Source organism: Arthrobacter sp. MOO21 (assembly GCF_057369995.2).
The window spans coordinates 2,115,895-2,141,481 of sequence record NZ_CM170671.2 but is presented as its reverse complement, the minus strand read 5'-3'; the positions used below and the strand labels follow the sequence as shown (position 1 = coordinate 2,141,481).

Sequence of the window (25,587 nt, the reverse complement as noted above, 5' to 3'; positions counted from 1 at the left end):
TGGACTGCGGCTGCAGCCGCAGTCCAGACTAGGCCAACTGTCTTAGCGGACAGAAACCGACGGAGCGTGGACCGCGTTGCCCCCGGCCGGAACAGCAGGCACGGCAGGAACGGCGGGTTCGCCGTCGACGCCCGGAACGGCAGGAACAGCCGGAACCGCGGGGGCGGACGGAACAGCCGGAACCTCGGGACGCTCAACCTTTGCGGAGGCGGAGCCCTTCGCTTCGGCGCTGCCCTTGGCGGCGGCCTCAGCCTTGGCTACGACATCGGTGCAGTAGCTCTCGATGTTCGCGTCACCCTTGGCGGCGATGGACAGCGAGGAAAACGCCTTGGAGGAAGCGTCCAGGCCGCCGTTGGTGTACGCGGTGCAGAGGCCCAGGGCGGCGGGACCGGCGGCGTCCACTGCGGTGTTGGCGTCAGCGGAGGCCGAGGTGCTGGCGGTGGCCCCGCTTTCGGAAGCCTCTGCCGTGGCGCCGGTCTCTGCTTCTGCAGTCGCGGTGGCGGTTGCGGTGGCGTCGGCTGCGGCCTCGGCTGCCTGCTTCGGGGCCGGGGCTCCAAAGAGTTCGTGGGCGGTCTGCTGGGCTTCGGTGGGGAGGACACCCGAGACAGCGGCGGCACCGGTGCCTCCTACAGCCAGGGTTCCTGCTGCCAGGACTCCAGCGGCAACTTTGCTGGTGGCGAGAACGGTGAACACAGACATCTTTACTTCTCCAAACCTTGACGACACGTCCTACTGGATCCGGCTGGCGGACCCATCACCTGCTATATCGCCCCGGACCCCGCAAAGGTTACGGCCGGCAGGGATTCAGTCGATGAACGCGTCCGCAAGCAGGTCCGCGACCACCCTGGCCCGGCGCTCCTCCAGGTCCGGGATCCGGGCGGCCAGGTGCTGGATGTAGGCGCCCACTTCTTCGTCGTCGAGGACCAGCAGGTCCGCCTGCCGGCACAGCCAGGCCGCGTTGAGCGCGGTGATGTTTTCACGTTCCAGCAGTTCCTCGAACTCGCCGTCGAGCTCCTCCATCCGGAGGACGCCGTCGGGAACGTCTCCCCGCTCGTCCGGTGTGCCGTCCAGGTAGTGCACGGCATCTTCGTCGGACAGGCTGTCGTACGCCTCGACCGTGCGGTTGAAGAGGTCCAGGTGGGCGGCCGCCCCCATGCCCGCCATGCCTTCCCGGATCAGGGTGTCCGTCTCCGCGCGGTCCCCTGCGGTGAAGACGTACTGCGCGAACCCGCCCTCCAGCGCCTGGCTGAGGTAGAAATCCACGTAGTAGCTGCGGACTGCCGCCGGGGACATCTCCTCCAGGTGCAGGAGGGCGGCATGCATGGCGTCCACCACGCTGACGTTGGCCGCCACCGCTTCCTCGCTGCCGGCTTCGACGCTGCTGCTGGTCAGGACGACGGGCTGCTGGCTGGTGATCATGGGAATCCTTACTGCTGGTACTGGTGGCGCTGTGGACGCCTTCACGGTACGGCCGCCAGTTCACGCCAGTGCTGGAGAAAAAATGAACGCCAGGCGAAGTTTCCGGGTCCGTTGGGGAACCTCCGGCGGCAGGCGGCGCGGCCATGGGCTGCCGCCCGGCGAACTAAGATGGATCAGATAACCACCCACCGGACCCGGCTCCGCCGTGGCCTGCTGAAAGTAGCGTTCCATGCCAACCCAACCGGACGAAAGTGCGGCCCTGGCAATACAGACTCCCGCGATCAACGACCGCTCCCTCGCGGCCGGGCTGGCCTATGCCATGGCCAGCCGCGTCTCGGGGATGTCGTTCGACGCCGGGACGGGGCTGATGCTGGGCAAGGTCCGGGGAGGCGCGGACGTTCCGTACTCCACCACGGCCAAGCTGGTCCGGCGCGGGGGCGGCTGGAGCTGCACCGTAGGCGTGTGCAGCTGCCCGGTCCGCAAGGACTGCAAACACGTGGCGGCACTGCTCTTCGCGGCGGAGGACAACCCGGCCATCCGCGTCCAGTTGCTTACTCCGTCGGCGTCAACCCAGGTGTCCCACGCGCCCTCCGCAGCCCTTGCGGACTGGGAACAGGCACTGAGCCCGCTGATCTCCCAGCCCGGTACCACGCCCTCGGCCGCCGGGGTTCCCCTGGCGCTGCAGTTCGAGATTGAAGAACCGCCGCCGCACTTTTCCTACACCGGCCGCCGGGATCCGGTCCGCGGCGTCCGCCAGCTCAAGGTCCGGCCCGTCATCATGGGCGCCAAGGGCAAGTGGATCCGCGGCGACGTTTCCTGGAACACCCTGAGTTACCTGAATTTCCGGCGCGAATCGAACCAGGCGCATGTTGAGTGGCTGCAGGAGTTCCTGGCCGGCCATTCCTCCTCCGCCAGCCGGATGCACAACTCCGCCGGACTGTGGCTGGGCCTGAACTCCTACGCGGGGAAGAACCTCTGGGGCCTGCTGTCCGATGCCAAAAAGATCGGACTCGCCCTGGTCCACTCGCGCGGCAGCGAACCGGTCCGGCTCGCGGAGGCCCCCGCCGCCGTCGGGCTTTCCCTGAGCCGGTACGGCACGCCCGTGGCCGAACCGGGCAGCGCGGAAGGCGGTGCCGCCGCACCCTCCCCGGCAACGTCCGACGGCGGGCTGGAGCTGGCGCCGACCATCACCGTTGAGGGCGAAGAGGTTGATCCGGCATCCGTGGGGACGATCGGCCGCCCGGCCCACGGCATCTTCTTCACCACGGGGGAGGCCTCGCTCCCCGGGGTGCCCGACCCCGACGGCCTCATCACCCTGGCGCCGCTGGAGAGCGGGCTCAGCGCGGAGCTGCTGGCGTTCGTCACGGCCGGGAGCCACCTGCATATTCCAGCCAAGGATGAGACGCGCTTCCTCACCAATTTCTATCCCAAGCTCAAGCAGACCGCCCGGGTCAGCGCGCGGGACGAGTCCGTGGAGCTGCCGGAGCTAGCTGTTCCCACCCTGTCCCTGCTGGCCAACTACGGGGCTGACCACCGGGTCCGGCTGCATTGGGAGTGGCACTACAAGACCGGCAAGCTGGTCACGGCGCAGCCCCTGTGGCGGCATCCCGGCGACGCCGGCTACCGCGACGACACTGCGGAATCCCGCATCCTGGAAGGCGTCGGCCAGCCGTGGGAGGTGGTGGCCGCCCTGGGCGAATCCGCTACCGGCGGCTGGGGTACGCCCCGGCTGGCGGCATCGGCCGAGCTGACGGGCCTGGACACGCTGGCGTTCACCGAGGAAGTGCTGCCGCGCCTGCGCGAGGCCCCGGACGTCGAGGTGGAGACGGCGGGCGACATCGCCGACTACCGGGAGGCCGGGGAAGCCCCCGTGGTCTCCATCTCCACCAAGGCCACCGAGCAGCGCGACTGGTTCGACCTCGGCATCCAGATTTCCCTGGAAGGCCAGCCGGTCTCCTTCGCCGCGGTGTTTTCCGCCCTCGCCGCCGGCCAGACCAAGATGCTGCTGCCCAGCGGCGCCTACTTTTCACTGGACCTGCCGGACCTGCACCAGCTGCAGGCGCTCATTGAGGAGGCCCGCTCGCTGCAGGACAACAAGGACGCGCCGCTGCAGATCAGCCGCTTCCAGGCAGGGCTGTGGGACGAACTGGCGCAGCTGGGCATCGTCGACCAGCAGGCGGCAGCCTGGCGGTCGGCGGTGGGCGGGCTCCTGGAAGGCGGCACCGACGGGCTGCCACTGCCAGCGTCCCTGAACGCCGAGCTGCGGCCGTACCAGCTGGAGGGCTACAACTGGCTCTCCTTCCTCTACAAGCACGGCCTGGGCGGCGTCCTCGCGGACGACATGGGCCTCGGCAAGACTGTCCAGGCGCTGGCACTGATGTGCGCGGCGAAGGAACTGGCCGTTGAGACTGCCGCGGCGGCCGCGCCAAAGGACCACTCCTTCGAAAACCACGCCGACGGCGGTGCTGCCGCCACGTCCGCAGGCCGGCCCGCCGCCGTCGCGCCTTTCCTGGTGGTGGCCCCCACCAGCGTGGTGGGCAACTGGGCCCTCGAAGCCGCCCGGTTCGCCCCCGGCCTCACCGTCCGGACTGTCGGTGAGACGTTCGGCAAGAGCGGGCTGGACCCGGTGGAGTCCCTGGGCGGGGCCGACGTCGTCATCACCTCCTATGCCCTGTTCCGCATCGACTACGACTCCTATGCCTCCCTGGGCTGGGCGGGCCTGGTCCTGGACGAGGCCCAGTTCGTGAAGAACCACCAGTCCAAGGCCTACCAGTGCGCGCGGAAGCTGCCGGCTGCATTCAAGCTGGCCATCACCGGCACACCGCTGGAGAACAACCTCATGGAGTTCTGGGCGCTCACGTCCATCGTGGCTCCCGGCCTGTTCTCCAGCCCCAAGCGGTTCGCGGAGTACTACCAGAAGCCCGTGGAGAAGAACGGCGACAAGGGGCAGCTGGAGAAGCTGCGGCGCCGGGTCCGCCCGCTGATGATGCGGCGCACCAAGGACCAGGTGATCAAGGACCTGCCGCCCAAGCAGGAGCAGGTCCTGGAAGTGGTGCTCAACCCGCGGCACCAGAAGGTCTACCAGACGCACCTGCAGCGCGAGCGGCAAAAGATCCTGGGCCTGATCGAGGACGTCAACAAGAACCGGTTCACGATTTTCCAGTCGCTGACGCTGCTGCGGCAGCTCAGCCTGGACGTCTCGCTGGTGGACCCCGCGCTGTCCGCCGTCCGGTCCAGCAAGCTGGACGTCCTGTTCGAGCAGCTCGAGGACCTGGTGGCCGAGGGGCACCGGGCGCTGATCTTCAGCCAGTTCACCGGGTTTTTGGGGAAGGTGCGCGAGCGGCTGGACGAGGAGCAGATCGAATACTGCTACCTCGACGGCGGCACGCGGAACCGTGCCGACGTGGTCAGCGAGTTCAAGAACGGCAGCGCTCCGGTGTTCCTCATTTCGCTGAAGGCCGGCGGTTTTGGGCTCAACCTCACGGAGGCCGACTACGTCTTCCTGCTCGATCCCTGGTGGAACCCGGCCTCCGAGGCGCAGGCGGTGGACCGGACGCACCGGATCGGCCAGGCGCGCAACGTGATGGTGTACCGGCTGGTCGCGAAGGACACCATTGAGGAAAAGGTCATGGCACTGAAGACCCGGAAGTCGCAGCTCTTCGCGGACGTCATGGAAGGCGACGCCCTGGCCGGCGGAGCCATCACGGCCGAGGACCTTGCCGGGCTGTTCAAGGAGTAGTACCGGGCGGGGTTTTCGATGCGGTGCTGCAAATTCGACGCGCAGGTTCCCTGTCGCGGCCCATATATCCGCAGCGCCAGGGAATTTGTGCAGCGCAAAGGCATTCACGCGTCGAAAAGAGCAATCTATGCTCGCCCGGAACGGAACTGCCGGCAACCCTGTGGGCGCCCGACGTCGTCCGCGTTGGGGACCAATGGATCATGTACCTCACGGTCCTCGGCGGCAGGCGGACCGACTGGACCGGCAGCGCCGGGATCGTCCAGTTCGCGAGCCGGGACCTGGAGACCTGGGAGTACCTGGGCCGCATCGACCTGGACTCGCCGCGGGTGATCGACGCCGCCGTGGCCCGGTGCGGGGACGGCCGGTACCGGCTCTGGTACAAGGACGAGTCCCGCGGCTCCAACACCTGCAGCGCAGTGAGCGATACCCCGGAGGACCCGTCGTCGTGGAACCTGGAAGGCATGGTTATTCCGGGCCGCCCGCACGAAGGGCCCAAGGTCTTCCGGCTCGGCGGCGGCTACTGGATGATCGTGGACGAATGGCGCGGCCAGGCCGTGTACCGTTCGGACGACGGCGCCGGGAACTGGACACGGCAGGACCACCTGGGCGGGCTGATCCTCACGGCGCCGGAGAGCGTGGACGGAAGGCCCGTCGTCGGGCGCCATGCGGACGTGGTGCCCCTTGCGGACACTCGAACGTCCGACGGCGGTACGCAGCGTGCGCTGCTGGTCTACTTCACGCACCCCTACTGGGGCGGCGAGGAGATCGACAGGATGGAGCCGGATCCGCGGACCCGCCTCAGCCATGTCCGTGCAGCGGTGCTGGAGGTGCGGGACGGCATCCTGGTGTGCATCGAGCACTGAGAACAGTGGAGCACTGAGTGCCGGGGCGGAACGTCGTCGGGCACAACGAAGGGCCAAACCCTGGAACTATAAGCCGGCGGCTGCCGGCACCGGTCCAAGGTCTGGCCCTGACTCGTGCGCTGGGACCCGGGTGTGCACCCCAGGTTTGTTGCACCCCAGGCTCCTGCACCGGGCGCCGCCCCCAGCAGGCGGGCGCCCGGCGGCTTGGAGGGTCTAGATCCGCTGCGGTGAGCCCAGTTCCACCGGGTCCTCGTCCGTCAGGTAGGCCAGCTCGGAGTGCGCTGCGAGGTCGATGCCGCGCAGTTCATCCTCGGGCTTGATGCGCAGGCCAATGGTCTTGTCCAGGATCTTGGCCAGGACCCAGGTGATGCCGAAGGAGTAGACCAGCACCGTGACGGTGGCGAGTGACTGCACGCCCAGCAGTTCGAAACCGCCGCCGTAGAACAGGCCGCTGACGGCATTGGGTGCTGCGTCCGTGGCGAAGAGGCCGATCAGCAGGGTGCCCAGGATGCCTCCCACCAGGTGGACACCGACGACGTCGAGCGAGTCATCAAAGCCGAGCCGGAACTTCAGCTCGATGGCGAGCGAGCAGACAGCACCGGCGATGGCGCCGATGGCCAGGGCACCGAGCGGGCTGACCGCGCCACAGGCGGGGGTAATGGCCACCAGGGCGGAGATCAGGCCGGATGCGGCACCCATGCTGGTGGCTGCGCCATGGCGCACCCGCTCCACGAGGGCCCACGCAAGGAGGCCTGCGGAAGCTGCCACCGCGGTGTTCAGGAAGACCACCGACGCCGACTGGCCGGCGGAGAGTGCGGAGCCGGCGTTGAAGCCAAACCAGCCCACCCACAGCAGGCCTGCGCCCACCAGCACCAGCGGCCGGCTGTGCGGCTTGGCGTGCTCCACCTTGGGCCAGCCGGAGCTCTTGCCCAGGACCAGCGCCAGGGCCAGGGCTGCGGCGCCGGCGTTCATGTGCACCGCGGTGCCGCCGGCGAAGTCGATGGCCTTGATGCCGTTGGCAATCCAGCCCCCCACCGAGCTGCCGTCCGCCGAGTTGAAGGCGAACACCCAGTGCGCGATGGGGAAGTAGACAATGGTGGCCCAGATGCCGGCGAACAGCATCCAGGCGCCGAACTTCATGCGTCCGGCAGCGGCTCCGGCTACCAGCGCCGTGGTGACGCAGGCGAAGAACAGCTGGAACGCGGCAAACAGAATGACCGGGATGGACGCCCCCTCGTCCGCGGCCAGCAGCTGCCCCATGCCGGGGAACTCGGTGACGTCACCGATGAGTCCCAGGCCGCCCACGGAGTTGCCGAAGGCCATGGAGTAACCGAACAGCGCCCAAAGCACTGCAACGAGGCTGGCTCCGCCGAAGCACATCATCATCATGTTGAGGATGCGGCGCGAGCCCACCATGCCCCCATAAAACAGGGCCAGGGCGGGGATCATCATGCAGACCAGCGCCGAGCTGGCCAAAATCCAAGCGACATTTCCCGAATCCATGGGAAACCCCTTTCAAGATGCGAAGAGAGAACGGTAAGTTGCCGCCAGGGCCGCTCCGTGGAGGGACGTGGACGGAGGGGCCACGTTCAGCGGAGGGGCGGCTGTTGCCGTCTGGTTCCAACTGTATGGCGGCTATTTTTGGGTGGGTTTCGGCTGTGTTAAATGGTGGTTTCAGTCATCCACACGCCAGTCCCAGGCGCCCCGCGGGACGCTTGCCGGACAGCCTTCTTCAGCGGCCCGGACCCGGGCATTGGACTGCGCGCCACGGCGGGGCCAAAGGATGCTCCGCTGGCGGCCACGCTCTTGCCCGGCGGACGGCCGCTAAGCTGAAACCGCCCAGCGAAACGGGGCAGCTACGGCCACCGGCCGCGGAAGGATAAAGGGAAATGGCGCGAGCGACAGTCCAGGACGTTGCCAGAACGGCGGGCGTGTCCGTCGGTACCGTCTCCCGGGTCCTGAACGGCAGCCCGGCAGTGAGTGCGTCGAGCAAGGAAAAAGTCACCGCAGCCGTGCGGCAGCTCAACTACCGCCCCCTGGCCTCGGCACGCGACCTGCGCCGCGACCGCACCATGCGCATCCTGGCGCTTGCCAAGAACCTGAACTCGCCGGTCATCAGCGAAGCCTTCCGGGGGGTCAGCGACGCTGCCGCACTTTCCGGGTATGTCAGCCTCATCGCCCCTACGGCCGGTGACCCGGAACGTGAACAGCAGCTGGTGGACATGCTTCGGAACGGGTCCGTGGACGGCCTGGTGATGTTCTCCCCCACGATGCCGGACGAGGACATTGCGGACATGGCCGAACAGCAGAGCGTTGTCCAGGTCTGCGAGATTGCCAACGCCGACGCCGCCTTCGGGGTTGCCATCGACGACCGGCAGGCTGCCGTGGACATCACCCGGCACCTGATCCGGACGGGCGCCCAGCGCCTGGCAATGATCGGCAACCGGGCGGCCCGCTCCGGGCGCCTGCGTGAGGAAGGCTTCCGCCAGGCAGCCGCTGAGGCAGGCCTGCCGCCCGACCAGATCCTGTTTTTCGAAGGAGACTTCGATTTCCGCACCGGCCGGGCCCAGGCCATGGACCTCCTGAAGGCGGATCCGCTTCCCGACGCCGTGTTCTGCGGCAGCGATACCGTGGCCGCAGGTTGCGTGCGGGCAATTACCGACGCCGGGTTGCGGGTCCCTGACGACATCGCCGTGGTGGGGTTTGACGATTCCGTGCAGGCGGAAATGTGCGTGCCGGAGCTGACCACCATCAGGCAGCCGGCCTACGAGATGGGCCGCCTCGCCTTCGAGGCACTCCTCGCCCGGATGACCACGCCGGGGCCGCACCGCAGGGGCAGGATGTTCCTCCCCCACAAACTGGTGATCAGGGACTCCACCAACAACTGATGGAGGGTTGACAGGCCAACGTGGCCCCTGTCACACTTCTGTGGAATCGATTCCAAAGTTACCGCGATGACTTCGAGCATCATTTTTGGAATCGATTCCACCGTCATCGAAAGAAGCCAGCCAGGCAAAGAAGCCGCGCTTAGGGCCTGCGGTCAGTACTGCACCGCCGCGCCCTTGCGCTTCCCCACAGACCCCCAAAGGAGCCACTTGTGGATTTGATTCGACGTTCTTCCGCGTTCCAGGAGGACACCGCACCGCTTGCAACCGGGACTGCTCCCGGCGCCGGTAACCAGCGACGCGCGCGCACCGCCGCTGCCGTGGCCGCAGCCGTCGCCGTGGGCCTGCTGCTCAGCGGATGCGGCGGCGGCGCGGCCCCGCAGGGGGCGGACCAGCCGGCGGCCGCCGATCCGGCGTCCGCAGACTCCGCCGCCGGGAACCTCACCGTCTGCGGCGGAAAAGACGCCTCCGGCATTTACAAGGGCACCACGGAGGCGTTCACCGCGGCGAACGGCAAGGTCACCGCCAAGTACACCGAGATCGGGGCGACCACCGACGAAGCCCGCACCCAGGCCGTGCAGAGGCTCGAGGGCAAGTCCACCGAATGCGATATCTTCCTCACCGACGTCATTTGGACGTCCGAATTCGCGTCCCAGGGCTGGCTCCTGGACCAGACCAAACTCGTCGAGGCCAACAAGGAACGCCTCATCCCCTCCACCGTCGAGACCACCAAGTACGAGGACAAGTACTGGGCCTCGCCGTTCTTCACCAACGCAGGGCTCATCTACTACCAGAAGGACAAGGTAGCCAAGCCCGAAACATGGCAGCAGCTCTACAGCGAGGCGGCCAAGGCACCGGGCAACAGCTTCGTCTACCAGGGCAAGCAGTACGAGGGCCTCACCGTGAACTTCCTCGAGATGCTCTACAGCGCCGGCGGAGAAGTGCTGGACGACAAGGGAGAAGTCCGGATCGACTCGCCGGAAAGCCGGAAGGTGCTGGACTTCATGGTGAAGGGCCTCAAGGAGGGCTCGGCAGACCGCGCGGTGCTGACCTACAACGAGGACCCGGCACGCCTGGCCTATGAGTCCGGCAACTTCGGTTACCAGCGCAACTGGCCCCACGTCTACCGCCTCCTCAACGCCACCCCGCTGGCCGGCACCTTCGGAGTGGCTCCGCTTCCGGCCTGGGAAGGCGGCAAGGCGTCCGGCGTCCTTGGCGGGTGGAACCTCGCCATCTCGGCGCACTCCACCAACAAGGCCGCCGCCGTGGCCTTCATCAACTTCGCCACCACCCCGGACTGGCAGAAGCACGTGGCCATGGACTTCTCCCAGGCCCCGGTCAACGAGGACGCCTACTCCGACGCGGGCGTCCTGGCGAAGATGCCGTTTGCCACCGAACTGCTGGCTTCCGTCAAGGGTGCCAAGCCGCGCCCGATCTCCCCGGTCTACCCGCAGATTTCCCAGGCGATCTACAAGAACGTCTACGCCGTCCTGTCCGGTACTGCCTCCACGGAGGACGCGGTTAAGGCGATGGCCGGGGAGATCAAGGCCGCAAAGGCGAGCTTCTGACCATGGCTGTCAAGTTCCTTTCCCCGGGCAGCGGGGTGTCCGGTCGCGGCGTGAACGGCCGCGACCGGGCGGAGCGGCGCCTCGCCGTCCGGATGGCCGCCCCGTCCCTGGTCCTGATGGCGCTGGTGGCTGCGGTTCCCATCGGATATGCGCTCTGGCTGTCGCTGAACCAGTACAGCGTCCGCACCGCGGGCCTGTCGCGTTTCGTCGGCCTGGAGAACTACGTCAGCGCCCTCACAGGCCCCCACTGGTGGGCCGCCTTCGGCCAGACGTTCCTGTTCGCGGGGCTCTCGGTCTCGCTGGAGCTGGTGCTCGGCACGGCCATGGCCCTGCTGCTGAACCTCGCTTTCCGGGGCCGGGCGCTGCTGCGCACCGTGGTGCTCCTGCCGTACGCAGTCGTGACCGTGGTCAGCGCGATCACCTGGGAAACGATGTTCCAACCCAATCTGGGCCTGGTCACCAACGTTCTCTCCATGCTGGGCTTGCCCGGCGGTGACGTCGTGTGGCTGGGTGAGCGCGGTTATGCGATGGCCGTGATCGTCCTTGCCGATATCTGGAAGACCACGCCGTTCGCGGCGCTGATCATCCTGGCCGGCCTGCAGGTCATCCCGGCCGAGACCTACGAGGCCGCGGAACTCGATGGTGCCAGCAAGTGGCAGGCGTTCATCGGCATCACCCTGCCCCTCCTGCGGCCGGCAATTGTGCTTGCGGCGATCTTCCGCACCATGGACGCACTGCGCGTCTTCGACCTTCCGTTCGTGCTGACCCGGGGAGCCAACGGCACCGAGTCCATGTCCATGCTGGCCTACACCCAACTGCGCGAAAACCGGCTGGTGGGCGAAGGGTCGGCGCTGTCCATCCTGACCTTCCTTACCGTCATGGCCGTGTCGGTGGTCTACATCCGCTTCGCCGGAGGGAACATTCGGGACGTCGCCAAGGAGGAACAATGAGCATCCTGACCGCACAACGGACGACGACGGCACAGGCCCCTCTGCGTAAGGCACCGAAAAGGCGGCTCCGCGGAGAAGCAAAACTGCACCCGGTGGTCTGGGTCTTCGTGGTGGCCGTGATGGGCTTCTCGCTCATCCCCTTCTACTGGCTGGTCAACACCTCGCTCAAGACCGGCCCCAGCCTGTCCAAGGGCGAACTCTTCCCGAGCCAGCCCACCATCGGGAACTACCTGGCGGTGTTCCAGAACCCGGAATTCCTCCTGGCCCTGCGCAACTCGGTGATCATCGCCGTCGTCACCACCACCGTGGCGCTGGTGTTCGCGTCCTTCGCCGCCTATGCCCTCGCCAGGCTCAAGATGCGCCGCAAGGCGCTGATCCTGACCCTGATCCTCTCGGTGACCACGTTCCCGGCCATCGCCATCGCGGCCCCGATCTTCTCGATCTGGCGCGAGATCGGGCTGTACGACACCCTGCTGGGCCTCATCATCCCGAAGCTGACTTTCGCCTTGCCGCTGGCCATCTACACCCTGACCTCCTTCTTCAGGGAGATCCCGCGCGAGCTTGAGGAATCGGCCTACATGGACGGGGCCACGCCGTTCATGGCCTTCCGGAAAGTCATTTTGCCCCTGGCTGTCCCGGGCCTGGCGACCACGGCAATCCTCGTGTTCATCTCGGTATGGAATGAATTCCTGCTGGCCGTCACCCTCACCACGTCGCCCGAGGCCCGACCCGTTCCCGTGGCGATCGCATTCTTCAGCGGCACCAGCGAGTTCGACCAGCCGCTGGGCACCATCAGTGCGGCATCGGTGATCATCACCGTCCCGCTGGTCATCCTTGTGCTCCTTTGCCAAAGGCGTATCGTGTCCGGCATGACTGCCGGTGCCGTCAAAGGCTGAGGAAAACCCGCACCCACACACCAGTACCACCACACAAGAAAAGGAATATGCGTGAACAACGAGCAGTCCCCCAGCCAGCGGCCGGCCACCCCAGGAGAAGCCCCGTCCCGGGAGTTGAGGGTGGGCGTGGTCGGCATCGGCTGGGCCGGCCAGCAGCACCTGAAGGCCTACCACGACCTTGACGGGGTCCGGATCGTGTCGCTGGCAGGCATGGAGCAGGAACTCCGGGACAGCCTGCAGGCGGAATACTCCATTCCGAATGCCTTCGCCGACTGGAACGACATGCTGGACCACGGCGGCCTGGACGCCATCAGCGTGGCAGTGCCCACCTTCCTGCACGCCCCCATCGCCATTGCGGCACTCGAACGGGGAATTCATGTGCTGAGCGAAAAGCCCATCGCCCGCAACGCCATCGAAGGCCAGGCCATGGTGGACGCGGCACGCAAGGCCGGCCGCGTCCTGGACGTCGCGTTCAACCACCGCCGCCGCGGCGACATCCAGGCCCTCAAGGAAGTCATCGACGACGGCGGGCTGGGCCGGCCGTACTACGCCAAGGCATCCTGGCTCCGCCGCTCGGGCATTCCCACCCTGGGAAGCTGGTTCACCAACCCGGAGCTTGCCGGCGGCGGACCGCTGGCGGACATTGGTGTCCACGCACTGGACTACGCCCTGCACCTGCTCGGCGAACCGAAGGTGCTGGCTGTCTCCGCCGCCACCCACTCGGAGCTCGGCCCGCAGGGCAGGGGCGGTGGAAGCCGCTACACGGCGCAGGCCACCAGCCACGCCTTCGAGGTCGAGGACTTTGCCTCTGCATTCCTACGGCTCGAAGGCGGCCGGACCCTGCTCCTGGAGGCGGCCTGGGCAACGTACCGGGAAACGGACGACCTGCTCGATTTCACGATTTACGGCACCGACGGCGGCGCCGAGCTGAAGGTGCAGGGCGCTCCGTTCCCGCCGGTTGGCCAGCTCCGGGTGTTCACGGACAAGGACGGCGAATCCGCCGACTACGTGCCGACCGTGCTACCAGGCCGCGCCCACGACGCGGTGGTGGAAGACTTCGTGACCGCAGTGCGCGGCGGTGCACAGGAATGGGCCAGGCATGACGGCTCCCTGGCGCTTTACCGGGCACAGATCATCGACGCGTGCTACCAGTCCGCGCTGGAGCAGAGGGAGGTTCGACTCTAATGAACGGCAAACTGAGGATCCGGGTCTGGAATGAAGGCCGCCACGAAGCCATCAACGAGCCGTCCCACATCGGCGAGATCTACCCTGACGGCATCCACGGCGCCATCGCCGCGGGACTGCGTTCCCACCTTCCGGACGCGGACATCACGACGGCGGTCCTCGCCACGGACGAGGAGCACGGACTGGCCGAGGAGGTGCTCGCCGACACGGACGTCCTGCTCTGGTGGGGCCACATGGCGCACGCCGAGGTGAGCGACGCCGTCGTCGAACGCGTCCACCGGCACGTGCTCGGCGGCATGGGGCTGATCGTGCTCCACTCGGGGCACTTCGCGAAGATCTTCACCAAACTGCTGGGCACCAGCTGCTCGCTGGCCTGGCGGAACGAAGGGGAACGCGAGCTGGTGTGGACCGTGAAGCCGTCGCACCCCATCGCCGAGGGCGTGGACAGCCCCATCGTCATCCCCGAGCAGGAAATGTACGGTGAGCTGTTCGACATCCCGGACCCCGACGACCTGATCTTCATCAGCTCCTTCGCAGGCGGCGAGGTGTTCCGGTCCGGCGTCACCTTCACCCGCGGCAAGGGCCGCATCTTCTACTTCAGCCCCGGGGACCAGGAGTACCCCGTGTACCACCACCCGCAGGTCCAGCGGGTCCTGGCCAACGGCGTGAAGTGGGCCGCGCAGCCCGGGCTGGACCGCTCGGCCCCCGCCGTGACGAACCCTGCCCGGGAGTGGTTCCAGGAGTAACAGCATCATTGACATCGGGTGCCGGTAAGCGCACATTGGGATCGTTGCCACGCAAGGTCCGGCAGGCTCTGGACGGGCACATCCCGCCCTGCCGGACCATTTCCCGGAGCGGCTCAGCGCGCTTGGGTATGAATTTCATAACCACTCCCTCGTGAGGAGCCAGAAATGCCTGCAGTAACGGTCAAGGACCTTGAGTCCAAGTCCTTCAACGAGCCCGACGAAAAGCGCCGCCCGCCCATGACCCAGGTCGACGTCGTCACGCTCGGCGGCACCACGCTGGGCCGGTTCACCTTCGAGCCCGGCTGGCGCTGGTCGGAAACAGTCAAGACGGTGGTCCATACGGACAGCTGCCAGGTCAACCACCTGGGCTTCTGCACCGCCGGGACCCTGACAGTACAGCTCGTCGATGGCAGCCAGATGACTATCCGTGCCGGCGACGCCTATTCGATTCCGGCAGGCCATGATGCGTGGGTGGAGAACGACGAAACGTTCGTCGGCTACGAGGTCATGAGCGCGGCCGAGTTCGCCAAGCCCGCCTGAGCCGCGGGGGGAAAGCCAGGCCGCAGCAGGAAAGGGAGGCCCTCAAAGCCTCCCTTTCCTGCTGCTGCGGCCCTACCGTTGAGGAGAACACAACGATCGGAGAGCAATGAAAGTCACCGTCATCGGCGGCAGCGGCCACATCGGTTCGTTCCTGGTTCCCCGGCTGGTCCGGGCCGGCCATGAGGTCACCAACATCAGCCGCGGCTCCCATAAGCCCTATGCCGATGCCCCTGAATGGCAGCAGGTGCACCAGGTCACGGCAGACCGGCAGCAGGAAGACCGGGACGGGACGTTCGCGGACCGGGTGGCCGGACTGAAAGCGGAGGCCGTGGTGGACCTTGTCTGTTTCACCCTCGACTCGGCAACATCACTGGTGCACCGGCTCCGCGGCGAGGTGGGGCACCTGCTGCACTGCGGCTCCATCTGGCGGTACGGCCAGAGCCTGAAGCTGCCCATCAGGGAAGGATCGGGATCGGCAGCGGAGCCCTTTGGCGAGTACGGCGTCCAGAAGAACAGGATCGCCCTGATGCTCCAGGAGGAAACTGCCGGCGGCGGGCTGGCCACGACTTCGCTGCATCCCGGCCACATCGTAGGCCCCGGCTGGCACCCCATCGGCCCGCTGGGAAACCTCGACCCTGCCGTCTGGCAGACCCTCTCCTCCGGCCAGCCGCTGCGGATACCGGGCAGCGGCGCCGAACTGATGCACCACGTGCATGCCGATGATGTTGCCCAGGCTTTCGAGAAGGCCATCGCCCGGCGGGAGGAGGCGTCCGGCGAGGACTTCAACATCGTCGCCCCGACGGCGCTGACGGTCCGCGGCTATGCTGACATCGCCGCCGCCTGGTTCGGGCACGCGGCGATCCTGGAATCGGTTCCGTGGGACCGGTTCCGCGAAAACACCTCACGGGAGTATGCGGAGTCCTCCTGGGGCCACCTCTACCGCAGCCACTGCTTCAGCATCGACAAGGCAGTGTCCGTGCTGGGCTACGCGCCCCGCTATGAGCCCGAGCAGGCCATCTTCGAGTCCATCCAGTGGCTGCTGGACCACGACCAGCTGCACGTCGCCCGCCCTCTCGGCGTCGCCGCAGGCTAAGTCAGGTCCGGGCAGTTGCAGGCCGCCGCAGCCGGGCCACCAGCGTGGCGGCGAACAGCGCGGTCGCCAGTTCCAGGGCGAGGACCAGCAGCAGTTGGGTGCTGCCGGCGCCAGCAACAGCGGACGACGGCGGCGCCCCGCCGTGGGTGTGTCCAGCACCGCCCGCGCTGAGCAGCAGGACCGCGTGCAGGGCGGCCATGGCCAGGGCAGCAGCGGTCACCTGGTGCAGCGCGGCCACCCGGCTGTGCCGCCAGACATGGACGGCGCAGGGGAAGCAGATCGCGGCGAGCGCCACCATCAGGAGGCCCAGCCAGAGGCCGTGGTGTCCTGAAACGGCCAGCCACAGGTGAGCCGCGCAGGACACGGCGGTGACCACGGCGACCACCCGCGGGTGCAGGACGGGACCGCCCGCGCGGACCCGTCCTGCCGCCGTCGTACTCTGTACCGGGAAACTCTGTACCGGGAAACTCTGTGCCGGGAAACTCTGTGCCGGGACAGGGGCGGCGCTAGTGGCAGCCACCGCTGCCGCCCTCGCTGTGGCAGGAGGACGCCTGCTGGTTCGGGTTGGCCGGGACGTCCAGGACGGGGCTGCGGTCGAAGAAACCCTCGGGCCGGAGCTTGAAGCCAACGGTGTCCACCGGCATGATCGGCCAGTCCTCCACCCGCGGGAAGTGCGTCAGGCCGAAGGTGTGCCACACGACGATGTCCTGGCCGTCGATGTCCCGGTCCTGCGCCACGTATGCCGGCAGGCCGGCGCCGCCCGCGTGCTGGTTCACGAAGTCCCCCGTGGGGTAGCGCTCCTCCTCCGCGAACCGGGTGACCCACAGATCCTTGGTGGCAAAGGCTGCGCGGCGGGCGATGGACGAGTCCGGGTCCGCCAGCAGCGTGGGCTGGTTGTGGGAGTGCAGCTTGTAGCCCACGGGCTCGCCCAGCCGGTTGCGGGATTCAGGGTTGGAGATGATCCAGGTGCGGCCTGCGCGGGCATCGGCTTCCCGGACCCCCTCGGATTCGCGCGCCAGGACAGTCCGTCTCCGGGTAAAGGCGTTGCCGCGCTCGTTGCCGGGGCCCATGGCCTGCCGGACCACATCCTCCTCTTCCACGCGGTTGGCGAACCCGTCGATGGCCATGTCCAGCCGAGCGCTGAAAAGGTGCTGGTGGAAGGGTGCGCCCAGTCCCGGGGCGAGCTGGGAGATGTTGTCCGAGCCGCCCTCCGGGAACGCCGAGGTGAACACGATGCCGGTGGCCTTGGCTTCGAATTCGATGGTGCCGTCCAGGTAGAGGTACCAGTAGAAGCCGTAGTCGTAGTTGCCGATGGTGGTGAAGAAGGAGATCACCAGGCGGCGGTTGCGGCGGGTGTAGGTGACGCCGCTCCACAGGTCGGAGTGCTTGGAGAGGATGCTCCAGTCCTCCTCGTGCATGCAGATGCCGTTGCGGATTTCGCGCGGGTTGCCGAAGGCGTCGCTGATGACGGGGCTGAGGTAGGTGATCTCGCCCAGGCAGTCGCAGCCGAGCTCCAGCGAGTTGGCATACTGGCCCACCAGGTATTCACCGGTGTCGAAGTAGTTCTGCCAGGAACGGACCGGCGACGGGTCGCCGTACGGGACCACCATTTCGGCGATGGAGGCGCGGTTGACGATGGGCCGCTTCCGCCCGCCGTCCTCGAACGCGAGGTTGTGCAGGACGACGCCTTCGCGCACATCGAAGCCGACGTCCACGCTCCACTTTTCCCACTCGACGTGGTTCCCGCCCGTGACGGTGAAGCTGGGGCCTTCAGGCTGGGTGATGCTGATCGGCTTCTGGGTGGTGCGGACCGGGCCGGCCAGGTCCGGGTCCGTGTAGTTGCCGTGCTCGGCGGGGATGGGCATGGCGCCGAGGTCGATCACCTGGGTGACTTCCTTGCTGACCACGTCCACGTACGCCACGAGGCCGTCCACCGGGTGAGCCCAGGCGCTGTCTTCCGGGAACTCCTGGACGAAGGCCAGTCCGCGCAGGATGCGGCGGCCCTTCTCCTCTCCGTACTCGAAAACGCCGGCGGACAGCGGCGCCACGCGGACCTTTTCCACGTCCAGGTTCCGCTCTGCGAGCGCCGTGAGCCAGCGCCCATCGGTGGCCAGGAGTGACTCCACCACCTCGAACTCCTCCTCCAGGACCGGCAGCTCGCCGGTCACCGCGGTGTCGAGTACGACGGCGGAGTCCACCTTCCGGCGTCCCACGGAGACGACGACGTCACGCGGCGCTGCCCCGGAGACGTCGTGGATGAAGACGCGGAAGCGGCGGTCCGTGTCCTCCGGAGCCGTGCCGCGGGCCGGGTCCAGCAGGCCCAGGTAGGCGATCCGATGCTGCGGGCCAAGGTGGCCTTCCTCCTGCAGGATGGAGCGCACCTCATGGATCTCGGCGGCCGTGGCAAGGCTGACGGCGGAGGCGGTGCCGGTGCCGGTGCCGGTGCCGGTGCCGGTGGGAGCGTCAGTTGGAGCAAGCGTCATGGGAGAACCTTTGTCCGGGCCGTTTCCGGCCACTGGGTTTATTTTCTATAGTTGTAGAGAATAAACGTCCGTAACATGGCTCACAAGAGTCTGAGCGAAAATATTTTCCGGGGAGTGGCCAGCGGTGCCGAAAATAGTTGACCATGACGAGCGGCGCCTGGAGCTGGTGGATGCCACGTGGCGCATCATCGCCCGGAACGGCCTCGAGGGCGCCACCATGCGGGAGATCGCCATGGAGGCCGGGTTCGCCAATGGCGCATTGAAGCCCTACTTTCCCACCAAGGACACGCTGCTGGAATTCGCCTTCGGCCACGTGTTCAACCGGACCAACCAGCGGATTGCCGAGGTCACGCGGGGCAAATCCGGCATGGACGCCCTTCGCGCCTTTTGCCTGGAGGTCCTGCCGTTGGACGAGGAGCGCATCAACGAGGCCCGGATCGTCATCCCCTTCTGGCAGAAGGGGGTCAACGATCCCCAAAAGGCCGAAATACACCGGCAGTCCATGGAGGAGTGGCTGGCCGCCATCCGCGGCCACCTCGCCGAGGCGCGGGACGCAGGCGAGGTGCTTGCCGCCGTCGACGATTCCCTGCTGGCGGGCCAGCTGCTGAACATGATGCTTGGCGCGCAGATCGAAGCGGCCCTCGCCCCGGCAGGCCAGACCAACTTTGGCCACGACGCCCAGCTGGAGGGGTACCTCGCCCTCCTGGGCCGCCCCTGACCCCCTGGGGTTTTGCGCAGCGATCCAGGCGTCAGGGGCCTTGAAGTCCGCATCGCTGCCCAAAAATTCCGGCGGATTGAGGCACATAAACAGAAAGCATGCTTAGTATGGAGGGGTCAGGCTCTGGCTTTGGCCAGGGAGAGCACCACTACAAGGAGCAGCTCCATGGGTTTGGATGACAAGATCGAAAACGCCGCAGAGAAGCTCGGCGGCAAGGGCAAGGAAGCCGCCGGTGCGGCATCGGGCGACGAGAGCCTGAGGGCCGAAGGCCAGACCGACCAGTCCAAGGCGGACCTGAAGCAGGCCGGCGAAAAGGTCAAGGACGCGTTCAAGCGCGACTGATTGGCCAACGCTTGATGGGCGCAGACCCCGTGGGGGCTGCGCCCATCGGCGTGTTCAGGGGTGGTTGCCGGCTGCTTCTTCGGGGCCGGGGCGTTTCACCGTGGCACGCAATTCCTGCAGCAGCTGCAGCTGCTCTGCATTGATGTTCATCAGCATTTCGATGTGGGCAGCGGCGCGCACATCCGTTTCGTAGTCGTGTTGCGCCATTGCCGACGCAATCGCATCCTGCCGCTTGGCGGCGATAAGCAGGATGGCGCCCTGCAGGCCTGCCAGCATGGACAGGAAGAGGTTCAGCAGGATGTACGGGTAGGGGTCCCACGCGTTTGCGGCCAGGACGAAGGAATTCACCGCCGCCCACAACCCCATGAAGCCCACAAAGATGCCCACGAACGGCCAGCTGCCCATCCCGTTCCGCAACGTGTCCGCCGCCCGGTCGCCCGCGCTGAGCCCGGCCTTGTGCCGGTGGTGCCAGTTAACTTTGATCTCCGCCATGGGCCCAGAATAAGTCCTGGAGGTTAGTGGATCAGTCCCGAAACCAGGTTGATGGTGGTGGCCAGGACGATCGCGCCCAGCAGATACGACAGCAGGGCCTGCCGCAGGACCGTTCCGCGGATTGCCCTGGTTTTGAGGTCGGTGTCCGAGACTTGGAACGTCATGCCCACCGTGAAGGCCAGGTAGGCGAAATCGGCGTAGCGCGGAGGCGCGTCCTCGTTGAAATCCACGCCTGTCCGGTCCCGGTAGTAGATGGCGGCGTAGCGCAGGGTGAAGAGCGTGTGGACCAGGAACCAGGACAGGGCAATACTGCCCAGGGCCATCGCAACAATGACGTCCTTCCTGGACCCCTGGGCGCCGGACGCCTCACCCAGGATCAGCGCGACTCCGGCGAAGCTGGCCACCGTGGCGGTGAGGACAAGGACATCCGAGAATACCCGGCCAGGGTCTTCCCGCCGTGCATGCGCCGCGGTTGCCGCCGGATCAAGCGGGGCAATAACGCTCCACACCCAGACCAGGTAGGTGGCCGAGGCGGCGGCCCAGCCGGCGGCGGGCGCATAAACCCAGTTGCCAAGGGTGCCCACCAGCGCCGCGGCCAGCAGGCCGACGCCGAGCATCACCAGCAACCGCAGGATGGAACGGTGCGTGCGGGAGTCAAAGTCGTGGCGGCGTTCTTCGGAGGCCGCGCTGGGGTTCATTGGCGGAGCATGGCACGGCAAGCTTGGGCTTGGCTGGGAGGAAGACGAATTCTTTTTTCGCCAAGTGTTGAAAAAAGACCGCCGGCGTCCTACCCTGAATGGACTGTGTCCGGGGACACAGTCGGGGGGAACGTCACGTGGCAACCCAGCGCGAGGAACATCGATGGCAGCATCAGTCTTATCCGGGGCAACGGCCCCGCACACCACGCAGGAACTCACCACCAGCATTGCTGCGTCCTTTGACCACTGGAAGCACCTGGTGGCCGAGTCGTTTGTGCCCCTTGCTGCGCGGACGGAGGACGTGGACGGATTCCGGGGCCGGATGCGCGCCCGGGTGCTGGACCGGATGTCCATCGTGGAAGTCACCGCCACCTCGCACGAAGTCCACCGCACGCCGGCGCTCATCGCCCAGGCCCACGAGCGCTATTTCAAGCTGAACCTGCAACTGGAGGGGACCGGGCTGCTCATCCAGGACAACCGGGAGGCCGTCCTCCGGCCCGGCGATCTCGCCATCTACGACACCAGCCGGCCCTACACCCTCGCGTTCGAGGACAGCACCCGGATCATGGTCCTCATGTTCCCCTGCGAGGCGCTTTCCCTGCCCACCGATTACGTTGGCCAACTCGCGGCAGTGCGCATGGCCGGAAGTGGGGGCCTGAGCGGAATCGTCGGCCAGTTCATCCGGCAGCTGTCCGGAGACCTGGACATCCTGAAGGGCCCCAGCGGCTCCCGGCTGGCAGCGAATGCCCTGGACCTGGTGTCCACCATGCTGCATGCGGAAATGGACATCAGCCCTGACCGGATGAAGCCCCAGGCGCTACTGGCCGTCTCCATCCGCGAATACATCGAAGCCAACCTCTCCGATCCCCTGCTTTCGCCAGCCGGCATCGCCGCGGCCCACTTCATCTCCACGCGCCACCTCCACAACGTCTTCCACGAATCCGGGAGCACGGTGGCCAGCTGGATCCGGACCCAGCGGCTGGAGGGCGCCCGCCGGGAACTCCGGGACCCCCTGCACGCCGGAAAGTCCGTGGGTGCGGTAGCAGCCCGCTGGGGAATCCTGGACGCAGCGCACTTCAGCCGCACGTTCCGGGACGCCTTCGGCGTATCACCGAGCGAATGGCGCCGGGGCGCCTGACCCGGGCCGGACAGCCGGCGCCACGGACCGGTCCCGCCAGACCAAACCCTGTCAGATCAGGCCCTGTCAGACCCGGCCCTGTCAGACCCGGCACTGTCAGATCAGGCCTGTCAGATCAGGCCCTGCGCCAGCATGGCATCGGCCACCTTCACGAACCCGCCAATGTTCGCCCCCAGGACATAGTTGCCGGGCTCGCCGTACTCCTCGGCGGTGGCAGCACAGCGGCGGTGGATCCCCACCATAATGTCGGTGAGCCGTTCCTCCGTGTGCTCGAAGGACCATGAATCGCGGCTGGCGTTCTGCTGCATCTCCAGGGCGGAGGTGGCCACTCCGCCGGCGTTGGCTGCCTTGCCGGGCCCGAACAGCACGCCCGCCTCCTGGAACACGGCCACGGCGTCCCGGGTGGAGGGCATGTTCGCCCCTTCGCCGACCGCGAGCAGGCCGTTGCGCACCAACCTGGCGGCAGCATCGCCGTCGAGCTCGTTCTGCGTGGCGCACGGCAGCGCAACGGCCGCGTCGACGTCCCATACGGAACCGCCGTCCACGTAGGCGACACCGGCACGCCGTTCGGCATAGTCCTTCAGACGGCCCCGCTCCACTTCCTTCACCTCCCGGAGGAGCCCGACGTCGATCCCTGCTTCATCCACCACGTAGCCTGACGAGTCGGAGCACGCCACCACCGTGGCGCCAAGGGTTTGCGCCTTGGCGATGGCATTGATGGCCACGTTGCCGGAGCCGGAAACAACGACGCGCCGGCCGTCAAAGGAGGTGCCGCGCGTTTTCAGCATTTCCTCGGTGAAGATGACGGCGCCAAAGCCGGTGGCCTCGGGGCGGACCAGCGATCCGCCCCAGGAGATGCCCTTGCCCGTCAGCACCCCGGATTCGTACCGGTTGGTGATGCGCTTGTACTGGCCGAAGAGGTAGCCGATTTCGCGGCCGCCCACACCGATGTCCCCCGCCGGCACGTCGGTGTATTCGCCGATGTGCCGGTACAGCTCAGTCATGAAGGACTGGCAGAACCGCATCACCTCGGCGTCGCTGCGGCCGCGGGGGTCGAAGTCGGAGCCACCCTTGCCGCCGCCGATGGGCATGCCGGTGAGGGCGTTCTTGAAGATCTGCTCGAAGCCGAGGAACTTGACGATGCCCAGATAGACGGAGGGGTGGAAGCGCAGGCCACCCTTGTAGGGCCCCAGTGCGGAGTTGAACTCCACGCGGAAGCCGCGGTTGATCTGCACGCGGCTGGCATCGTCGGTCCACGGCACCCGGAAAATGATCTGGCGCTCAGGCTCGCAGAGCCGCTCGAGTATGGCGGCCTCCAGGAATTCGGGGTGCCGGTCATGGACGGGTCCCAGGCTTTCGAAGACCTCCACCACTGCCTGGTGGAACTCTGCCTCACCGGGGTTCCGTGCGAGGACCGTATCCCTGATGGCTTCGAGCCGCGCGTCCATAACTGTTCCTTACCTCTGGGCTGGACCAGGGGCGGACGCCGCAAAGGCCCCGTTGCCCCGATTGGTTTAGTCTTCAACCTATCGGATTACGACCGGCCAGCAATAAGTACGGCCGTCGCTATCCCGCTAATATCCGTATTATGACAGAAAAATTCCACCTCGCGAGAACCGGTGTTGGTTGCCCGGTCCGGCAGGGGACCCGCTGATGGCCTACATCTGCCTTTTGCTCTCCGGCGCCGCGCTGCTGGTCAACGGGCTCGCCACCCTGGGGCGCCTCCCCCGCCGCGACGCCGCCGTCTGCAGCCTTGTGGTCGGCGGCACCCAACTGGTGCTCGGCGTCGTCCATCTCTCCTCGGGCACTGCCGCCACGGCCGCACTGCTCACCGCCGCCGGCATGTTCCTGTTCGGACTGACGTACCTCTATGCCGGGCTGGACGTCCTGCTGGGGCTGGGCTCCCGGGGCCTCGGCTGGTTCTGCGGGATGGTGGCGCTGTTCGGACTGCTGCTTGCAGGGGCCTGGTCCGCAACCGACCCGCTGCTCGCCATGCTGTGGGTGGGCTGGTCGGTCCTGTGGGCGCTGCTCTTCGCGTCCATGGCCCTTGGCGTCCACCGCCTGGAGCCCTTCACCGGCTGGGCGGTGGTCCTCGCCAGCCCGGTCACCGCGACCATTCCGGCGTTCCTGGGGCTTGCTGGAATCTGGCCCCGCGCGGTGGAGGCGGCAGGGCTGGCTGCCGTGTTACTGGCGGGCATGTTCCTGGCAGCACGCGCGCTGGCCCGGCGCGGAGGTGGTGTTCCGCGCCGGGCCAGTCCGGCCCTGCCGGGGGCAGGGGAAGCAGTCACGCCTAGCTGAGCACGTGGCCCAGGGCGGCGGCATGGTGCCGGCGCTCGACCCCGGACTCCACCAGCACACCGGCCACGAAGACCACCGGCACGGCTGCCAGCAGGGCGGTGGCCGTCTCCGCGCTGCCGCCGATCAGGGCGGTGAAGTTGCTGACCACCAGGAACAGGACCCACGCGAGGAGCGCCGCCGCCATTACGGGTGCAATCCTGGTCTGCCAGAGCTGGGCGCCGGCACGTTCGCGGCGGAAGAAGCTGACCACGGCCGCCGAGCACAGCATGTACAGCACCAGCAGTGCCGCCACGGCGAGCCCGCTGAACCAGGAAAAGAGTGTCAGGACCGGGTCCAGGGCAAGGATGGCAAAAGGAAGCACCAGTACGACGGCGGCAGCGGACTGGATCCAGGCGGCCACGGCGGGTGCGCGGTGCCGGTTGGTCCGGGCCAGGACGGCGGGCATGGAACCCTGCAGGGCCAGGGAGTGCAGGTAGCGGTTGATGCCGTTATGGAACGCGATGATGCCCGCCAGCAGTGACGTGACCAGCAGGATGCCCGCCACGACGCCGGCCCAGGGTCCGAACAGTTCCACCAGGGGTCCGATCACGAACGAGGTGGCGTCGCCCGATTCGAGGGCTGCGCCGGCGGCACCCATCACCTGGGACGGGCCGTAGTAGCTGACCAGCATCCAGGAGATGAAGGCAAAGAAGACGGAAATCACGCCGACGGAGAGGTAGGTGGCGCGGGCCACCGTCCGCTGCGGGTCCTTCGCTTCGGCGGAATAGATGGCGGTGGATTCGAACCCGAACATCGAGGCCACGGCAAACATGATGGCAACCCCAGGCGCGCCGGCGCCGATCGCCTCCGGCGAGAAGGAGCCGGCAACGCTGATGCCCTCGGGACCGCCGCCGCTGAACAGGACGGTGAAACCGAACAGCAGCAGGATGGCCACCTCGAGTCCCACCAGCAGGGCCAGGACGCGGGCACCGAGTTCGATGTTCAGCGAGCCGAGCACCTGGACGCCTGCCATGGTGGCAAGGGCAAGGAGCCACCACGGCACCTCCAGGCCGGCGGATGCCAGCAGCCCGGAAAATGCTGCTCCATACAGTCCGTACATGGCGGCCTGCACCGTGTTGTAGGCCAGCAGCGCCAGCCACGCGGCGCCCGCGCCGGTCTTCCTGCCGAACGCCGCCGTGACGTAGGCATAGAAGGCGCCGTTGGCCTGGATCCTGCGGCTCATGGCCACAAAACCCACGGCGAAGATCACAATGACCACGCCGACGATCAGGTACGCGCCGGGCGCACCGGCCCCGTTGCCGAGCGCTGCCGCCAGCGGCGAGGCGCCCACAATCCCCGTCAGGGGCGCCTGGGCCGAGAGGACGAAGAAGAGGATGCCCAGCACGCCGACACTGCCGGCGCGGAGGGCGGTTGAATGCTCCTTGGCCGGAGCGTCAGTGGTCCGGGGCTCGGAATTCGAAATACTCATTTGATCCTTCTTAACGGTCATGAGTTGGGGAAAATTGCCGTGAATCCACCTTCGCAGCGGGGCGGC

At 67.1% G+C, this 25,587-nt stretch carries 23 protein-coding genes; 14 read left to right on the top strand and 9 right to left on the bottom strand.

All coding sequences use genetic code 11. The annotated features are described in order from the left end of the window. Positions 1-42: 42 nt before the first annotated feature. Both AC2JAJ_RS09850 and AC2JAJ_RS09845 read right to left on the bottom strand, forming a co-directional pair. Positions 43-699 carry a protein tyrosine phosphatase gene (locus AC2JAJ_RS09850; protein ID WP_486416015.1) on the bottom strand — a complete coding sequence of 219 codons (657 nt, stop codon included), beginning with the start codon at positions 697-699 and terminating at the stop codon, positions 43-45. 105 nt (positions 700-804) lie between these two features. Then, positions 805-1,419, bottom strand: a complete 615-nt coding sequence (locus tag AC2JAJ_RS09845) for a DMP19 family protein (RefSeq protein WP_473695552.1) — start codon at positions 1,417-1,419, stop codon at positions 805-807. 229 nt (positions 1,420-1,648) lie between these two features. Here AC2JAJ_RS09845 and AC2JAJ_RS09840 point away from each other — a divergent pair, with 229 nt between their 5' ends. Together AC2JAJ_RS09840 and AC2JAJ_RS09835 are read left to right on the top strand one after the other, a co-directional pair. Beyond that, entirely contained in the window at positions 1,649-5,158 is a 3,510-nt protein-coding gene (locus tag AC2JAJ_RS09840) for a DEAD/DEAH box helicase (RefSeq protein WP_486416017.1), read from the top strand. Between the two features lie 200 nt (positions 5,159-5,358). After that, entirely contained in the window at positions 5,359-6,021 is a 663-nt protein-coding gene (locus tag AC2JAJ_RS09835) for a glycoside hydrolase family protein (RefSeq protein WP_486416018.1), read from the top strand. A 213-nt stretch (positions 6,022-6,234) separates the two neighbouring features. On the opposite strand, the gene AC2JAJ_RS09830 is transcribed toward AC2JAJ_RS09835, so the two are convergent. Next, on the bottom strand, positions 6,235-7,524 hold the full coding sequence (locus AC2JAJ_RS09830) for an ammonium transporter (protein ID WP_221383691.1): 1,290 nt from the start codon (positions 7,522-7,524) through the stop codon (positions 6,235-6,237). Between the two features lie 386 nt (positions 7,525-7,910). Between AC2JAJ_RS09830 and AC2JAJ_RS09825 the strand changes: the two genes are divergently transcribed. From AC2JAJ_RS09825 to AC2JAJ_RS09790, 8 genes are all read left to right on the top strand, one after another. Continuing rightward, on the top strand, positions 7,911-8,909 hold the full coding sequence (locus AC2JAJ_RS09825) for a LacI family DNA-binding transcriptional regulator (RefSeq protein WP_486416019.1): 999 nt from the start codon (positions 7,911-7,913) through the stop codon (positions 8,907-8,909). Positions 8,910-9,118: 209 nt separating this feature from the next. Then, a complete protein-coding gene (locus tag AC2JAJ_RS09820) occupies positions 9,119-10,474 on the top strand; it encodes an ABC transporter substrate-binding protein (RefSeq protein ID WP_486416020.1) in 1,356 nt (451 codons plus the stop codon). Positions 10,475-10,476: 2 nt separating this feature from the next. Further along, positions 10,477-11,424: a carbohydrate ABC transporter permease gene (locus AC2JAJ_RS09815; protein WP_221383693.1), complete on the top strand. Its 948-nt coding sequence runs from the start codon at positions 10,477-10,479 to the stop codon at positions 11,422-11,424. Then, on the top strand, positions 11,421-12,320 hold the full coding sequence (locus tag AC2JAJ_RS09810) for a carbohydrate ABC transporter permease (RefSeq protein ID WP_221383694.1): 900 nt from the start codon (positions 11,421-11,423) through the stop codon (positions 12,318-12,320). Before AC2JAJ_RS09815 ends, AC2JAJ_RS09810 begins: the two co-directional genes overlap by 4 nt. 51 nt (positions 12,321-12,371) lie before the next feature. Continuing rightward, complete coding sequence (locus tag AC2JAJ_RS09805; RefSeq protein WP_221383695.1) at positions 12,372-13,505, top strand: Gfo/Idh/MocA family protein; 1,134 nt, start codon at positions 12,372-12,374, stop codon at positions 13,503-13,505. Further along, entirely contained in the window at positions 13,505-14,251 is a 747-nt protein-coding gene (locus tag AC2JAJ_RS09800) for a ThuA domain-containing protein (RefSeq protein ID WP_221383696.1), read from the top strand. The genes AC2JAJ_RS09805 and AC2JAJ_RS09800 overlap by 1 nt, the downstream gene beginning before the upstream one ends. Before the next feature lie 165 nt (positions 14,252-14,416). Further along, on the top strand, positions 14,417-14,791 hold the full coding sequence (locus AC2JAJ_RS09795) for a cupin domain-containing protein (protein ID WP_486416021.1): 375 nt from the start codon (positions 14,417-14,419) through the stop codon (positions 14,789-14,791). 106 nt (positions 14,792-14,897) lie between these two features. Next, the gene (locus AC2JAJ_RS09790) at positions 14,898-15,884 is read left to right on the top strand and encodes an NAD-dependent epimerase/dehydratase family protein (RefSeq protein ID WP_486416022.1); all 987 of its coding nucleotides are present in this window, start codon (positions 14,898-14,900) and stop codon (positions 15,882-15,884) included. 1 nt (position 15,885) lies between these two features. Here AC2JAJ_RS09790 and AC2JAJ_RS09785 read toward each other — a convergent pair whose 3' ends face one another. Both AC2JAJ_RS09785 and AC2JAJ_RS09780 read right to left on the bottom strand, forming a co-directional pair. After that, positions 15,886-16,281: a hypothetical protein gene (locus tag AC2JAJ_RS09785; protein WP_486416710.1), complete on the bottom strand. Its 396-nt coding sequence runs from the start codon at positions 16,279-16,281 to the stop codon at positions 15,886-15,888. A 109-nt stretch (positions 16,282-16,390) separates the two neighbouring features. Continuing rightward, the gene (locus AC2JAJ_RS09780; protein WP_486416023.1) at positions 16,391-18,367 is read right to left on the bottom strand and encodes a primary-amine oxidase; all 1,977 of its coding nucleotides are present in this window, start codon (positions 18,365-18,367) and stop codon (positions 16,391-16,393) included. A 124-nt stretch (positions 18,368-18,491) separates the two neighbouring features. Here AC2JAJ_RS09780 and AC2JAJ_RS09775 point away from each other — a divergent pair, with 124 nt between their 5' ends. Together AC2JAJ_RS09775 and AC2JAJ_RS09770 are read left to right on the top strand one after the other, a co-directional pair. Next, on the top strand, positions 18,492-19,085 hold the full coding sequence (locus AC2JAJ_RS09775) for a TetR/AcrR family transcriptional regulator (RefSeq protein WP_486416024.1): 594 nt from the start codon (positions 18,492-18,494) through the stop codon (positions 19,083-19,085). A 165-nt stretch (positions 19,086-19,250) separates the two neighbouring features. After that, positions 19,251-19,427: a CsbD family protein gene (locus tag AC2JAJ_RS09770; RefSeq protein WP_454485525.1), complete on the top strand. Its 177-nt coding sequence runs from the start codon at positions 19,251-19,253 to the stop codon at positions 19,425-19,427. Positions 19,428-19,481: 54 nt separating this feature from the next. Here the strand turns inward: AC2JAJ_RS09770 and AC2JAJ_RS09765 are convergent, their stop codons facing one another. Then, entirely contained in the window at positions 19,482-19,919 is a 438-nt protein-coding gene (locus AC2JAJ_RS09765; RefSeq protein WP_486416025.1) for a DUF1003 domain-containing protein, read from the bottom strand. A gap of 23 nt (positions 19,920-19,942) precedes the next feature. Next, the gene (locus tag AC2JAJ_RS09760) at positions 19,943-20,617 is read right to left on the bottom strand and encodes a DUF1345 domain-containing protein (RefSeq protein ID WP_486416026.1); all 675 of its coding nucleotides are present in this window, start codon (positions 20,615-20,617) and stop codon (positions 19,943-19,945) included. 163 nt (positions 20,618-20,780) lie between these two features. Here AC2JAJ_RS09760 and AC2JAJ_RS09755 point away from each other — a divergent pair, with 163 nt between their 5' ends. Beyond that, positions 20,781-21,755 (top strand): AraC-like ligand-binding domain-containing protein, encoded by a 975-nt coding sequence (locus tag AC2JAJ_RS09755; RefSeq protein WP_486416027.1) that lies wholly within the window; start codon positions 20,781-20,783, stop codon positions 21,753-21,755. Between the two features lie 110 nt (positions 21,756-21,865). Here the strand turns inward: AC2JAJ_RS09755 and gdhA are convergent, their stop codons facing one another. After that, positions 21,866-23,203, bottom strand: coding sequence for an NADP-specific glutamate dehydrogenase (gdhA, locus tag AC2JAJ_RS09750; protein ID WP_486416028.1), 1,338 nt, complete (start codon positions 23,201-23,203; stop codon positions 21,866-21,868). Positions 23,204-23,408: 205 nt separating this feature from the next. Here gdhA and AC2JAJ_RS09745 point away from each other — a divergent pair, with 205 nt between their 5' ends. Continuing rightward, complete coding sequence (locus AC2JAJ_RS09745) at positions 23,409-24,053, top strand: AmiS/UreI family transporter (protein ID WP_486416029.1); 645 nt, start codon at positions 23,409-23,411, stop codon at positions 24,051-24,053. Here AC2JAJ_RS09745 and AC2JAJ_RS09740 read toward each other — a convergent pair. Then, a complete protein-coding gene (locus AC2JAJ_RS09740; RefSeq protein ID WP_486416030.1) occupies positions 24,046-25,521 on the bottom strand; it encodes an APC family permease in 1,476 nt (491 codons plus the stop codon). The two genes, AC2JAJ_RS09745 and AC2JAJ_RS09740, sit on opposite strands and share 8 nt — an antisense overlap. Positions 25,522-25,587 lie beyond the last annotated feature (66 nt).

Bases quoted from the DNA above. Each gene is read 5' to 3' on its own strand.
- AC2JAJ_RS09755 (WP_486416027.1), top strand. From the start codon at position 20,781: ATGGCAGCATCAGTCTTATCCGGGGCAACGGCCCCGCACACCACGCAG.
- AC2JAJ_RS09780 (WP_486416023.1), bottom strand. From the start codon at position 18,367: ATGACGCTTGCTCCAACTGACGCTCCCACCGGCACCGGCACCGGCACC.
- AC2JAJ_RS09840 (WP_486416017.1), top strand. From the start codon at position 1,649: ATGCCAACCCAACCGGACGAAAGTGCGGCCCTGGCAATACAGACTCCC.
- AC2JAJ_RS09745 (WP_486416029.1), top strand. From the start codon at position 23,409: ATGGCCTACATCTGCCTTTTGCTCTCCGGCGCCGCGCTGCTGGTCAAC.
- AC2JAJ_RS09800 (WP_221383696.1), top strand. From the start codon at position 13,505: ATGAACGGCAAACTGAGGATCCGGGTCTGGAATGAAGGCCGCCACGAA.
- AC2JAJ_RS09835 (WP_486416018.1), top strand. From the start codon at position 5,359: ATGTACCTCACGGTCCTCGGCGGCAGGCGGACCGACTGGACCGGCAGC.
- AC2JAJ_RS09790 (WP_486416022.1), top strand. From the start codon at position 14,898: ATGAAAGTCACCGTCATCGGCGGCAGCGGCCACATCGGTTCGTTCCTG.
- AC2JAJ_RS09770 (WP_454485525.1), top strand. From the start codon at position 19,251: ATGGGTTTGGATGACAAGATCGAAAACGCCGCAGAGAAGCTCGGCGGC.
- gdhA (WP_486416028.1), bottom strand. From the start codon at position 23,203: ATGGACGCGCGGCTCGAAGCCATCAGGGATACGGTCCTCGCACGGAAC.
- AC2JAJ_RS09850 (WP_486416015.1), bottom strand. From the start codon at position 699: ATGTCTGTGTTCACCGTTCTCGCCACCAGCAAAGTTGCCGCTGGAGTC.
- AC2JAJ_RS09765 (WP_486416025.1), bottom strand. From the start codon at position 19,919: ATGGCGGAGATCAAAGTTAACTGGCACCACCGGCACAAGGCCGGGCTC.
- AC2JAJ_RS09815 (WP_221383693.1), top strand. From the start codon at position 10,477: ATGGCTGTCAAGTTCCTTTCCCCGGGCAGCGGGGTGTCCGGTCGCGGC.
- AC2JAJ_RS09830 (WP_221383691.1), bottom strand. From the start codon at position 7,524: ATGGATTCGGGAAATGTCGCTTGGATTTTGGCCAGCTCGGCGCTGGTC.
- AC2JAJ_RS09740 (WP_486416030.1), bottom strand. From the start codon at position 25,521: ATGAGTATTTCGAATTCCGAGCCCCGGACCACTGACGCTCCGGCCAAG.
- AC2JAJ_RS09845 (WP_473695552.1), bottom strand. From the start codon at position 1,419: ATGATCACCAGCCAGCAGCCCGTCGTCCTGACCAGCAGCAGCGTCGAA.
- AC2JAJ_RS09795 (WP_486416021.1), top strand. From the start codon at position 14,417: ATGCCTGCAGTAACGGTCAAGGACCTTGAGTCCAAGTCCTTCAACGAG.
- AC2JAJ_RS09810 (WP_221383694.1), top strand. From the start codon at position 11,421: ATGAGCATCCTGACCGCACAACGGACGACGACGGCACAGGCCCCTCTG.
- AC2JAJ_RS09825 (WP_486416019.1), top strand. From the start codon at position 7,911: ATGGCGCGAGCGACAGTCCAGGACGTTGCCAGAACGGCGGGCGTGTCC.
- AC2JAJ_RS09760 (WP_486416026.1), bottom strand. From the start codon at position 20,617: ATGAACCCCAGCGCGGCCTCCGAAGAACGCCGCCACGACTTTGACTCC.